This window comes from Myxococcales bacterium, assembly GCA_016720545.1.
Classification (GTDB): Bacteria; Myxococcota_A; Polyangia; order Polyangiales; family Polyangiaceae; genus JAAFHV01.
The window spans coordinates 532,183-544,934 of the sequence record JADKKK010000002.1; the positions used below are offsets into that span (position 1 = coordinate 532,183).

The following is a 12,752-nucleotide window of genomic DNA, read 5'->3' on the forward strand; positions in this document are numbered from 1 at the left end:
TCGCCCGCGGTTTGCGTGGAGGCGGGTTCCGGGCTAGAGACTAGTAACTCACAGATGAGGTGCTAGTTTGCGACGCTATTTTCACGTCCTTGGCCACGAGCGAGCCGCCCGCGCGGTGCCCCACGAGGCGTTCTCCTCCGACGGGGACCTCCTCGTCGTCGACGCGTACGCCGCGCACGCGCTCGCGACGGGCACGCCGGCGACCCCCGCCGAGGTGACCGCGCTCGCCCTCCTCCACGAGCTGCTCCACGTCGTCATTAGCCGCCACGCCGCCGCGCGTGACGCGATGATCGCGCACGTCCTCGGCGCCTGTCCGGAGGAGACCCGCGCGGCGGCGGAGGCCTACGTCGCCGCGTTCCCCCCGCCCGAGGTGTTCTCGGGCGCCCGCACGGTCCTCGAGTTCCTCGACGACCGCGGGCTCGCGTGGGCCTGCGAAGAGCTGCTCCTCCTGTGGGTGTCCGCGCAGAACCCGGCCTACGCTTCGGTGGAGGTGCTCGCGTCGCCAGCGGCGCTGCCACCCGCCTTCCAGGTGTTCGCCGCGCACGCGAGGGCCGCCTTCGACCAGGCGCCGAGCACGCTCGGCCCGCGCGAGTCGCTGCTCGACAGCCTGCTCGGGCCCGCTCGCAGCGGCGGCACGGTCTTCGAGCAGCTCGCGTGGCTCGAGGCGCGCTGGGGGCTCTTCCTCACCGAGACGGGGCGCATGCGGCGCGTGCTGTTCGGCCAAGACCTCGGCCGCGAGGAGGCCCGGGCCCTCTCGCTCCGCGCCGCCGCCGGGCGCGCGACGCACGACGCGCACCACGACGGCGGGAACGAGGTCGGCCTCGGCGGGCACGACGGCGCCGCCCGGTTCACGCCGGATCGCGCGTGGATGCCCGAGACCGTCGTGGTCGCGAAGAACGCGCTCGTGTGGCTCGCGCAGCTCACCGCGCGCCACGGCCGCACGATCGAGACGCTGGCCGACATTCCCGACGAGGCGCTGAGCGATCTCGCGGAGCACGGAGTCACCACCCTGTGGCTCATCGGCCTGTGGGAGCGCAGCGACGCCTCGCGCGCCATCAAGGTGGCACGCGGCGACCTGGAGGCGGCGGCCTCGCCCTACGCGATCTTCGACTACCGGATCGCCGAGTCGCTGGGGGGCACCCCGGCGCTCGACGCGCTCCGCGAGCGCGCGGGCCGGCACGGGCTCCGGCTCGGCGCCGACATGGTCCCGAACCACATGGGCGTCACCTCGCGGTGGGTCCTCGACCACCCGGAGCGGTTCCTCTCGGTTTCGCGGCCCCCGTTCCCCACGTACCGCTTCGACGGCCCCGAGCTGTCGCCCCACCCGCGCGTCTCGATCCGGCTCGAGCGCGGCTACGACGACCGCACCGACGCGGCCGTCGTCTTCGAGCGACGCGATCTCGGCACGGGCGAGGCGACCTACATTTACCACGGCAACGACGGCACCGGCCTGCCGTGGAACGACACCGCGCAGCTCGACTACTCGAAGGCCGCGGTGCGAGAGGCCGTGATCGAGTGTATCATGCACGTATGTCGCATGTTCCCCGTCGTGCGCTTCGACGCGGCGATGACCCTCGCCAAGCGCCACGTGCAGCGCCTGTGGTTCCCTCGACCGGGATCCGGCGGCGACGTCCCCTCGCGCGCCGAGCATGCCCTCACCGACGGCGAGTTCGACCGGCTCTGCCCGAGCGAGTTCTGGCGCGACGTCGTCGATCGCGTCACGCGCGAGCTGCCCGACACGCTCCTCGTGGCCGAGGCCTTCTGGATGATGGAGGGCACGTTCGTTCGCGATTTTGGTATGCACCGCGTGTACGACTCGGCCTTCATGCACATGCTCCGGAGCGAGCAGAACGCTTCGTTCTTCGCCATGCTGGCCGATGCCCTTGCCCACGAGCCGGAGGTGCTCGGGCGCTTCGTGCACTTCCTCTCGAACCCTGACGAGGAGCCGGCGCGGATCGCGTTCGGCGCCGGTGACAAGTACTTCGGGGCGTGTGCGATGATGTGCACGTTGCCCGGCCTGCCGCTCTTCTCGCACGGGCAGCTCGAGGGCCTGACCGAGAAGTATGGCATGGAATTTCAAGCCCCGCGTTGGGACGAGGCGATCGACGAGGCCGTCGTCGCGCGCCACCGCGCGGCGATCGCGCCGCTCCTCCGATTTCGCGCCCTCTTCGCGGGCGTCGAGAGCTTCGAGCTCTTCGCGGTCACACACGAAGACGGCGGCGTGGCGCACGACGTGTTTGCGTATGCGAACGAGCGCGACGGGCGCCGAGCGCTCTTCGTGTTCCAGAACGCGCCCCGGGAGGTCCGCGTGCGGATCGGCCGCACCGTGCCCAAGTCGCGGGGGAGCGCCGGTCGCACCTCACGGTCGCTCTCGGAGGTCTTTGGCCTGCGCTCGATCGGCGACCAAGACCTCTTCGCGGTCTCGCTCACCTCCGCAGACCGGGTGAAGGCGGGGCGGCTCCACGAGGGGGCGCTCACCCTGGCCCTCGGTCCCTACGGCCATCGGGTGCTCGTCGAGCTGGGGGAGCACGACGCGGCCGCCGCACACGACGCGGCCGCCGCACACGACGCGCCGGACCTCACGGTCTCAGCGCCGGCTACGAGCCCCGAGGCCGAAGACCGCGCGCCGGCGCGCCCGCTCGAGCCGCTCGGCGATCTCGCTCGCCTCTGCGGCGTTGGGGAGATGGAACTGGCGCTCGCCGCCGTCCTGCTCGCGCACGACGAGGACGCCGCGGTCTTGCGCGATGGAGGCGATGTCGCTCCACGCGAGCGCGACCTGGCCTCGATCGTCGTGGAAGACCAGTCCGTCCTCGCGGACGCCGAGGTGCGCGTTCTCGAGGAGCGCCGTCACCAGCGCGCCGAGCCCTAGGACCACCGCGGCGAGCAGCACGACGCACCCGGCGAGCGCGGCGAGGCGGGCCGCGTCGGCCTCGAGCCGCGGGAGGCAGAGGAGCGACGCCAGCGCGCACGCGGAGACGGCGCCAAAGCTCAGCGCCAGTAACCACGGGGCGCGCAGGCCTGATCCCGCGCCGCGATCGGGCCGCACGCGGACATAGTCGAAGCCTGGGGTGGGCCGCTCTTCGCAGGGGGACCAGCTCGCCACGCGCGCCTCTCAGCGCATGGCGGGCGGCCCATAGTTGCGCGGCGCCGCCCAGTCGCCGCCCACGCGGGGCACGCTCGAGGGCGCCTGCGGCTGGGGCAGCGGCGACGCGCCGGGCGACGTGCCGAAGTTGCGAGATCCCGTGTAGCCGCCCGCGGTGCCGTACGGGCTGAGGCCGGCGCCATAGTAGCCGCGCCCATAGCCGCCGCCGGTGCTCACCACGGTCTGCTGGGTCTGGCTGATGTTGTTGTTCACGATCACGGTGACGCCGCCGCTCCCCGGCGCCGCGGCTGCCGTGGGCCTCGCGTAGACGGACTCGTCTGCGCCGAGGCGGAGGGTGCGGCTCAGCCTTGGTTTCGAGGCGCCCTGCTCCTCCCCGCGGAGGCTCAGCTCTTCTTGCGTGGGCGCGTCGAAGGCGGGGATCGGCGCGTCCGACCGCGCGACCGAGCGCGGCGGATCGGTCGTGCCGGACGGGAAGCGAGCCTCCTCCGCGCGCGAGCAACCCGTGATCGAGACGATCGCGACGGCCATCGAGGCGATGGATGCGAGCCACGTGACCGGGGTGAGCCCGCGGGCGAGCGAAAGGCGTTCGGTGTGCATGCCACGCAGAGTGTGCTTCGTCTCGGTCCGGTCGGCTACCGCTTTCTCGTGCTCCCGCCTGCTCCTCGGCCGCGCGGTCTCTACCCGAGGCGCCCGGCGTGCAGCGCCTTGACGATGTCGAGGGCGGTGATGATGCCCACGACCGAGCCCGAGTCGCTGACCACCACGACCCGGTGGACGCCGTCCTCCGCGAACCGGCGGATCGCGACCTTCACGTCGTCGTCGGGCGCCACCGTGATGACCCGCCTCGACATCGTGCGGCCGACCAGGTCGTTCAGGTTGATCTCGCCGTCCGAGAGGTCGTCGACGATGTCGGATTTCGAGAAGACCCCGACGAGGCGATCGGCCTCGATCACCGGAGCGCCGCTCACCCCGAGGGTCGCCAACGTCTGCGTGGCCTCGCCCAGGGTCGAGTCAGGGGACAGCGTGAGCACGCTCTCGGACATCAACTCGGCGACCTTCAGCATGGGCGAATCATCGCGCCTCGCGGGCTCATCGTCCACTCATCGTCCGCCGGGCCGGCAACGCGCGGTCCCTGAGGTCGCTTGGGGCTTGATTCTCTTCGTGATTCCGCCTTGGCGTCACGGTGAGGGTGGGCATCCGGACGGGCCACCGGTCGCCGTCAAGGCGCGGGGGGGCCGCCTCCGGGCGCGCCCTCCCGCCGCCGGCGCGCGCGAGAGGCCCGCGAGAAGAGAAAATAGAAGGGCAGCCCTGCGAGCAGGATCCCGAGACCGATCGCGCACTCCTGGGGACGACCGCGCACGAGCGAGGCCGCGATGGCCACGTTCGCCCCGACGTAGAGGAGCGGGATCACGGGATAGCCCCAGGCCTTGTAGGGCCTTGGAAGCAAGGGCTTTCTCACGCGCAGCATGTACAGCGCGAGCGTGTCGGCGATGGTGGCGAGCACGATCGCGAACGTGGTGTAGTCGAGCACCCGGAGGAAGCTCCGGAGCCCAAACACGAGCACGAGCGCGGTCGCCCCTTGCACGGCGATCGCCACACGGGGGGCGCCCGAGGGTGCGTGCACGCGGCCGGCCTGGCGGAACATCAGCCCATCGCGCGCCATCGCGTACGCGATGCGTGGGCCCACCAGGGTGTTCGCGTTCAGCGCGCCGAGCACCGAGCACAGAATGAGCACCGACAGGAACGTCCCGCCCCGCTCGCCGAACAGCGCGAGCGCCGTCGCGCGTCCGACCGCGTTCTCGCCCGCGAGCCGCGTCATGGGCAGCGTGGTCGCGTACGTCGCGTTGATGAGCAGGTAGATCACCGTGCAGACGCCGAGGCCGAGGAACAGCGAGCGCGGGAGCGTTCGCTCCACGTCCCGGATTTCGCTCGCCACGTACACCGAGGCGTTCCAGCCGAGGTAGGTGAAGAGCACCGGCGAGAGCGCCACGCCGAACGAGAGCGTGGGCGCTTCGGTGGAGGCGGCCGGCGGCGCTGCGGCGACCGCCGCGTGCCCGAGCACGAGGGGACCCGCGATCACGAGGCCCGCGAGCGCGAGCACCTTGATCACCGCCGTGACGTTGTTCACCGTCGCGCCCGCGCGGACACCGAGCGCGTTCACGGCCGACGTGAGCACCACGACCCCGCCGGCGAGCGCGTGCTTCGCGTAGGGGTGGATCGCCACGAGCCCCGCGACGCCGTTCGCGAAGCCGATGGCGAGGGTGGCTACCGTCCCCGCGTAGATCACGAAGAACGAGAGCCACCCGACGAGGAACCCCGCGAGGGGGTGATACGCCTCGCGCAGATACACGTAGTCGCCGCCCGCCTTCGGGAACATGGCGCCGAGCTCGGCGTTGGCCAGCGCCCCGGCGAGCGACAGGAGGCCGCCGACGAGCCACGCGGCGAAGAACCAGCCGCGGCTCGGCAGGGCCTGGGCCACGGCGCCGGGCGTGAAGAAGATGCCGACGCCGATGACCGAAGACACGACGAGCATCGTCGCGTCGAGGAGCCCGAGGGAGCGTTTCAGCTCCCCCCGCGCCTCCCCCCGCGCCTCGCCCCTCCCCGCGCCATGCGCCTCGGCGTCGCCGGGGTCGACGCCGAGCTCGCTCAAGAGTCGATCGCGATCGACAGCCTCTGACGGAGCGCGAAGTAGTCCTCGGAGGTGCTGAAGAGCACGAGCTCCTTCATGCGCTCCTTCACCGGCACGCTCGCGCCCTCTTCGTTCATGCGCAGGGTCTCCGCGCTGACCTGCAGGTCGTGCGCGAGCAGGAACCCCGCGCGGTCGGCGGTGTAGTCGACGGCGGCGACCCAGCGCTTCAGGTCGAGCGCGCCGCCCGCCTGCAGTAGCTTCGAGACGACGCTGCCGAGGACGTCGCGCTGGGCGCCGTGGAAGTCCTGGTTGATCGCGGCGAGGCACTCCTCGACCTGCGCCTGGAGGTCGGGGGTGACCGGGAACTGCGGCACGACGAGCTTGATCGCGGCGAAGAGCCAGGCCTTCAGGCCCGTGCCGGTCGGCACGAGCTGACGGACGTAGAAGCCGGCGCGGAGGTACGTGAGGTGGCGCCCCGCGAGGAACGCGAGCACCTGCGTGGGTGCGTTCAGCTCGAAGGCGGCGCGACCGAGCAGCACGGCCGGGGTCTGCGCGTGTACGAAGCCTAACGTGCTGGGATCATTGGGGTTCTGGAAGACCGTGGCGGGCGCGAGTCCGAGCACCCCCTGCACGTAGAACAGCGTCTGCGAGATGGGGTACGGGTGCAGCGACGTGTCGATCGCGTAGCGCGGATCGTAGCCGAGCGCCTCGAGGGTCTGGGTCCGCGCGCGGATGATGGTCGGCTGGATGAGCGTGAAGATGCGCGTGAGCAGCGGGTCGAGGTCGCCGTGGGTGAGGTGCCCCCAGTCGTCCTCACCGAGCGCCGCCTGCGCGGCGGCCGCGTTCTCGGCGCGGTGCTTCTTGAAGAAGCGCTCCTCGTCGGGCTCGGCGAGCTTGAGCACCGCGAGCGCCTGGCAGAGGCACCACGCGGGGTCGGGCTTCTTCGAGTCGGTGAAGAGCTTCCGCAGGAGCTTGTAACTCTCGACCCGGTAGGGGTTCTTCCTGAGGATTTGCGACTGCGCGCGCACGGCCTTGTCGAGGTACTGCGCGGGATCCGACGCGTAGAGCTCGGCGAGGCGCTCGCCGCGGGTCTTGTCGTCCGGATCGAACGCTTGCGCCGCTTCGAAGGCGTCGATCGCCAGCTCGGGCTCGTTCAGGTGCTCGTGGTAGAGGCGCCCCAACTCGTCAAGGATCCTGACGATCGCGCCGCGGTCGGCGGCGTCCTTCGCCGCGTCGAGCTGCGACTTGAGCATGCGCTCCACGTGCACGTGGTCGCCCTTCTCGCGGTAGAGCTCGACGAGCTCCTCCGCCGCCTTGGCGACGCCCGGGTCGAACTTGAGCGCTCGCTCGAAGAACTCGATGGCTTGATCGAGGTTCTTGACCTGTCGCCGCGCGATGGTGGCCGCGGTGTGCATGTACTTCGCGCGCTGCTTGGCGTCGTCGACGAAGTCGGCGAGGCGCGTGACGACGTCGATGAGCTTCTCCCAGTTCTGCTCCTCGGAGTAGAGCTGCATGAGCTTGGTGAGGAGCTTGCGGTCGTCGGGCCGCTCCTCGAGGGCCGCGACGTAGTTCTTCTGTGCGGAGCCGCGGTCCTGGAGCTTCTGGAACTGGATGTCGCCGATCTCGAGGAGGAGGTCGAAGCGCTCGGTGCCGAGGGCCACCTCGACGCGGCGCCTGCGCACGGCCACGGCCTCGGTCCAGTTCTCCTGAGCGTCGAACAGCTTCGCGAGCGCGCGCGAGGGGCGCGGGTTCGAGGGGTCGAGGTCTGCGGCCTCGCGGAGCGGCGCCTCGGCGGCCGTGAGATCGCCGCTGCGACGGGCGCTCTCGCCTAGGTGATAGAGCGCCTCGGCCCGCTCGGTGCCCACGAGCTTGTGCCCGTAGCGCGAGAGCAGATCCTCGTGCATCTGGTAGGCCGACTGCGGATCGCCGTACTCGAACAGCGCGGTCGCGGCGCGCGACAGCGGCTCGACCTCGCCTTGCGCCTGCGCCTTCAACGCCTCGATGGCCGAGAGGAGCCGCGGGTTCGTCATGGAGGGCGGCGCCACCGACTTGATCGACGACAGGCTGCCGGCCTCGCCCGTAGCAGGCGGCGGGATCGACGGGCGCGACGCCTGCGCGGGGCGGTTGGTCTTGCCGAACGCCTCGATGAAGCGCACGAGGACGCGCACCGCCTCCTCGCGCGAGAGCACCTGGGTGCGGGTGACGAGCGACTCGTAGAGCTTCGAGGCCTCGAGCATGCGATCGCCGTCGAAGGCGAGGTCGCCGAGCACGAGGAGCGCCTCGGCGTTGGAGCCGTCGAGCTCGACGGCCTTCTTCGCGGCGGCGCTGGCGTCGTCCTTGCCGCGAGGCCCCTGGCTCATGAGCACCTTCGCGAGCTCGGAGTGGAGCCGCGCCTTCGCGAGGTTGCCCTCGGCGAACTGGAGCTCCTTCTCGATGAGGTCGACCACGCTCTTCGTGTCGCCGCGCTCGGTGTACGCCTTGCGCAGGTTCGACGCGGCGCCCGCGTCCTTTGGGTTCGCCTGGAGGGCGAGCTTGTAGCGCTCGATGGCGCCGTCCTTGTCGCCTCGGGCCTCGAGCAGCCTGCCCGCGCGCATCCACTGCTCGGCCCGCGCTTCGGGGGTGTCTGCCTTGATGGCGAGGGTCTCGATCGCGCTGAGCGCCGCGTGCGCGTCGCCCGACAGTTCGCGCAGGTGCGCGATCGCCTCGAGCGCGCCAGCGTGGTCCGGCTTGAGCGCCAGCGCGGCCTCGTAGACCTTCGTGGCGCGCTCGGGCGAGCCCACCTGCTCGGCCAGCGTCCGCGCCTTCGCGACGAGGATCTCGACCTTGCGCGCCTGGTCGGTCGTGCTCGCGGCGTGCTTCTCGTAGATGCCGACCACGCGCTCCCACTTGTCGAGCGCGCGGTAGTGCCGGGCGAGCGCCGTGAGTGCGCCGTCGTTCGTCCCGTCGATGAGGAGGATGTCCTCGAGGCACTCGGCCGCCTTCGCGTGGTCGAGGAACTCCTCGTCGTGTAGCGCGGACATCCGCTCGAGAATGTTGATCTTTTGGCGCGGCGTCGCGGCCACGTGGATCTGCCGTTCGAGCACGTCGAGCAGCTCGCGGTAGCGGCCCGTGCGGCTGAAGATGCGATCGAGGCCCTTCAGCGCGGTGAGGCTCGTCGGGTCGAGCGCGAGCACGGCCTCGAACTGCCGCGTCGCCTCCGGGAGGTTCGAGAGGTGGTCCTCGTAAACCTCGGCGACCTTGCAGAGGGCCTCGGCCTTGTCACGGCCCCGCCGCGCCTCGGCGCGCGCGGCGAGGATGCGCACGAAGGTCTGGAAGTCTCCGGTGCGCTCCGCGATGCGCCCGAGGGCGTCGCTCGCGCGGACGTGGCCGGGGTCGTCGGCGAGCACCGCGGAGAAGATGTCGCTCGCGCGCTTCGTGTCGGAGAGCTTGGTCTCGAGCAGCTCCGCCGCCTCGACGCGCAGGTCGCGCGACTTCGGGGTGCTGGTCGCGGAGTCGGCCCGCGCGATGAGGAGTGCGGTGAGCTCGGGCCACTGTTGAGCGCGACGGTAGATATTCGTGAGCCCCTCCGCGGCGCTGTCGTTCGAGGGCTCCTGGGAGAGCACCTGCTGGTAGGCTAGCAGCGCGAGATCCGCGCGTCCGAGCTTGAGCTCGTACCACCGGGCCGCGCGGACCAGGAGCACGTTGCGGTCGGAGGCGCCGGTCTCGGGGTTCTTGATGGCCTCGGTGATGGCGTCGAGGGCCTCGGTCCACAGCTCCTGCTTCGTGCCCGCGAGCCGCTCGATCTCCGAGGCGATCTCGTCGTCGGAGGGCACCTCGCACAGAGCCTGCGCGAACGCGACCAGGGACTGATCGATGTCGGCGAGCTCGCCGGCGTACAGGCGGCCGATCTCCGCGAGGGCGTGGCCCCTCGCCTCGCCGGGCGGCGCCGTCTGGCTGCGCTCGAGGAGCATCTCGACGAGCTCTTCGTACTTCCCGAGCGCCTTGCGCAGGCCCTCGAGCGCGCTGAACGCGGTGTCGTCGCCCGGATCGACCTCGAGCACCGCGGCGTACGCCGCCTCGGCCCGGGCCTTGTCGGCGCCGTGATCGAACGATCGGGCCGCGCGGAAGAGCAGCGCCTTCTTCGACTCGCGCGCCTCGTCGGTGTCGGGCGCGACGCTGTCGGCCGCGGCGAGGAACGCCTCGGCCACCCGCGTGGCGTCGGCGCCCTGGTCGATGGCGGTCTCGACGGCCATCCCGACCTCGGCGTCGGTGGGGCTCTCGGCGAGCTTCGCCAGGAGCTCGTCCACCTTCTCGGGCGCCATGGACGCCGCGGGGCGCACCGAGACGCTCGCGCGGCCGGTGGCCTCGAGGGCCTCGAGGAGCGCCATCGCGTCCTTCGGGCGTCGCGCGGGGTCCTTGTGCAGGAGAGAGAGCACGAACGCGTCCACGTCGCGCGATACCCAACCCCGCGGGGCCTTGGTGCTCGGCGGCGCGGGCTCGGTCGCGAGGTGGGCGAACGCCGCGTCGGCCAGCGTGTCGGCCTCGAAGACGGGCTTGCCGGAGATGAGCTCGTACATCATCGCGCCGAACGCGTAGACGTCGGCCTTCGCGTCGGCGTACTTGCCGCGGACGATCTCGGGCGCGATGGTGCGAGGCGAGCCTATCACCGCGATTTGTTTGCCGTTTTGGCCAGAGCCTCGGTGGCGGAGGCGATCGGTCCCGAAGTCGATGAGGACCACCCGGCCGTCGTGGGCGAGGAGCACGTTCTCGAGCTTCAAGTCGCCGTGCGAGAGCTGCGCCTTGTGGAGCACGGCGAGCGGCTCGAGCAGGTTCTTGAGCATCGGCTTGAGCTCACCCACGTGGGACGCGCCCATGCGGGAGAAGCGGTGGGCGAGCGGCGCGCCCTCGACGTGCCGGTAGGCGACGTAGAACACGCCCTCCTCGAGCTCGCCGGCCTCGAGGCCGACGGGCAGTCCCGCGTGAGTGAGCGCCGCCACGAGGCGATTGGCGGTGAGGAAGCGGTGCACCGCGCGCAGATCGCGGGCGGCCTCGCGCCGGAGGACCTTGAGGGTGTAGCTCTCGCCCGCGCGGAGCGCGACGTACACCGACGACAGATCGCTCTCGCCGAGCTTCTTCTGGACGGTGAACTCGCCGATCTGCCGGCCGGTGGTCACCTCCTCGGTGCGCAGGAGGGCGGCGATGTCGAACACCCGGGGGTCGACGTCGCGCCGCTGGACGCGCAGCACGTCGACGAGCGCCTCGATGCGCTCACCGGCAACGCAACGCTCGGTCAGCGCGCGCGCGAAGCTCCCCTTGGCGGAGGCGCCGCCGACGTCGTCCGGGGGGAGCCCCAAGAGCTCGCCGCTCATGGTGGTCATCTCTTCGAGCGAAAACAGGCGCTCGAGCTCTCCGCGGAGGATGTCAATCGTCGGGTTCATGCGGCTCCTTAGCAGTTCACGAGCGCGACCCCGGCCAGCCGCCGCAGCCCCCGCTCGTGGGGCGCGCAGCTTATCGAAAATCGACCGGAGTGGTAGAAATTCCCCACAACTCGCGCGGGTCGGCCCTCCGGCGCGCACGTCGACAAAACGCGCGCCCCCGGGCGACGGGGGCTCCGCCGCTCGGGGGCAATCGTGAGGTGGGTGCGCGCCGTGGCTCTACGGGCTCTACTGGCCGGGCATCTTGGGGAGGCAGACCGCGCCGAGCGGCCCGCCCTTCATGCAGCCGAGGCCGTTGACGCAGTCGAAGTCGGTCTCGCAGGGGAAGGCGCACTTTCCGTACTGCACGTTGCACTTGTGCGACATGCACGCGGAGTCGTTCGAGCAGGCGATCGCCTGCGGTCCGGGCACGGCGAGCGTGGGGCCCGCGGGTTGGGCCGGCGGGTACCCAGGCTGGCCGGGCGGGGGCTGACCGGGCGGCGGGTACCCAGGCTGACCGGGCGGCGGGTACCCAGGCTGACCGGGCGGCGGGTACCCAGGCTGGCCCGGCTGGCCCGCGTAGGGGGGAGGCGTGTTGGGCGGCGGCTGCTCGTCTTTGCAGGCCGACACCAGCACGGCCGCGGCCACGAGCGAAGAAAGGATGGCGATCGACGCAGGTCTCATGGGTTCTCCTGAAGGGTTACGTTACAGGTTTTGTCCGGGCGCGCTGGGAAAAGCGGCGGCGCGACGCGGGGGCGCAGCCGCGGGCGGCGATGGTCGGCGGCGGCCTCGAAATGCTATGAAGCCCCCGTGAGCTCCGCGAGCCCCGAAGGGGCGAACCAAGGTCGATGGCGGCGCCTTCTGCGCCGCGCGCTCCCCGCCGTGCTCGTCGCCGTGCTCGCCGCGACTACCGGGTGTGCGCGCGCGGAGCCTCCTCCGCCCGAGCTCGCCGGCGGGAGCCCGGCGGTGGCGCCCCTCCCTCCACCGCCGCCCTCGTCGCCCACGACGACTCCGTCGCCCACGACGTCGTCCGCCGTCGCCGTGGCGTCGGGGCCTGAGTCGGACGCGGGGCAGACTCCGCCCGGCGAGCCGCCGGCGAGCCTCGACGATCCCGGGGCGCTCCCACAGACCCGCGTTCGCCCGGCGGCCGACGGCGCCGCCTTCGAGGCCGGCGCGCGGGCGCTCTGGGACGCGATCGTCAACGACCAGCCCGAGCGCGCTGCCGCTTTCTTCTTTCCGCTCAAAGCGTACGAGCAGGTCAAGGCCATCCCCCACCCGGCCTCCGACTGGCGGCACCGGCTCTTCGCCGCGTACGTCCGCGACATCCACGCCGCGCACCGCCGCCTCGGCGCCCACGCCGCGGAGGCGAAGCTGGTCGGCCTCGAGGTCCCTTCCGGCGGGGGACGCTGGGTGGAGCCTGACGAAGAGAGCAACAAACTCGGGTACTTCCGCGTGTACGGAGCGAAGCTCAAGTACGAGATCGACGGCGCGGCGCGCGCGATCGACGTGAAGTCGCTGATCTCGTGGCGCGGTGAGTGGTACGTCGTGCACCTCGCCGGCTTCAAGTAGTCTGGCGCCCTCACGCGTCGCGTGAAAAGCTCGTGGTGCGTCGGTCGAGCGCTCGAAC

The 12,752-nt window shown here is 71.5% G+C and carries 7 protein-coding genes; 2 read left to right on the forward strand and 5 right to left on the reverse strand.

The window, feature by feature from the left end; genetic code table 11:
• The first annotated feature begins 67 nt into the window (after positions 1–67).
• A complete protein-coding gene (locus IPQ09_06120) occupies positions 68–2,869 on the forward strand; it encodes an alpha-amylase (GenBank protein ID MBL0193794.1) in 2,802 nt (933 codons plus the stop codon).
• 243 nt (positions 2,870–3,112) lie between these two features.
• Here the strand turns inward: IPQ09_06120 and IPQ09_06125 are convergent, their stop codons facing one another.
• The 5 genes from IPQ09_06125 to IPQ09_06145 all read right to left on the reverse strand — a co-directional run bounded on the left by IPQ09_06125 (position 3,113) and on the right by IPQ09_06145 (position 11,809).
• Positions 3,113–3,700 carry a hypothetical protein gene (locus tag IPQ09_06125; protein ID MBL0193795.1) on the reverse strand — a complete coding sequence of 196 codons (588 nt, stop codon included), beginning with the start codon at positions 3,698–3,700 and terminating at the stop codon, positions 3,113–3,115.
• A gap of 80 nt (positions 3,701–3,780) precedes the next feature.
• Positions 3,781–4,167 (reverse strand): CBS domain-containing protein, encoded by a 387-nt coding sequence (locus tag IPQ09_06130; protein ID MBL0193796.1) that lies wholly within the window; start codon positions 4,165–4,167, stop codon positions 3,781–3,783.
• A 155-nt stretch (positions 4,168–4,322) separates the two neighbouring features.
• Positions 4,323–5,753, reverse strand: coding sequence for an amino acid permease (locus tag IPQ09_06135; protein ID MBL0193797.1), 1,431 nt, complete (start codon positions 5,751–5,753; stop codon positions 4,323–4,325).
• A complete protein-coding gene (locus IPQ09_06140) occupies positions 5,750–11,149 on the reverse strand; it encodes a tetratricopeptide repeat protein (GenBank protein MBL0193798.1) in 5,400 nt (1,799 codons plus the stop codon). Before IPQ09_06140 ends, IPQ09_06135 begins: the two co-directional genes overlap by 4 nt.
• Before the next feature lie 225 nt (positions 11,150–11,374).
• On the reverse strand, positions 11,375–11,809 hold the full coding sequence (locus IPQ09_06145) for a hypothetical protein (GenBank protein MBL0193799.1): 435 nt from the start codon (positions 11,807–11,809) through the stop codon (positions 11,375–11,377).
• 126 nt (positions 11,810–11,935) lie between these two features.
• Between IPQ09_06145 and IPQ09_06150 the strand changes: the two genes are divergently transcribed.
• Entirely contained in the window at positions 11,936–12,694 is a 759-nt protein-coding gene (locus tag IPQ09_06150) for a hypothetical protein (protein ID MBL0193800.1), read from the forward strand.
• Positions 12,695–12,752: the final 58 nt, after the last annotated feature.

What these genes read in the sequence shown, in the direction of transcription:
- IPQ09_06140 (MBL0193798.1), bottom strand. Translation starts at nt 11,149, where the DNA reads ATGAACCCGACGATTGACATCCTCCGCGGAGAGCTCGAGCGCCTGTTT.
- IPQ09_06145 (MBL0193799.1), bottom strand. Translation starts at nt 11,809, where the DNA reads ATGAGACCTGCGTCGATCGCCATCCTTTCTTCGCTCGTGGCCGCGGCC.
- IPQ09_06125 (MBL0193795.1), bottom strand. Translation starts at nt 3,700, where the DNA reads ATGCACACCGAACGCCTTTCGCTCGCCCGCGGGCTCACCCCGGTCACG.
- IPQ09_06130 (MBL0193796.1), bottom strand. Translation starts at nt 4,167, where the DNA reads ATGCTGAAGGTCGCCGAGTTGATGTCCGAGAGCGTGCTCACGCTGTCC.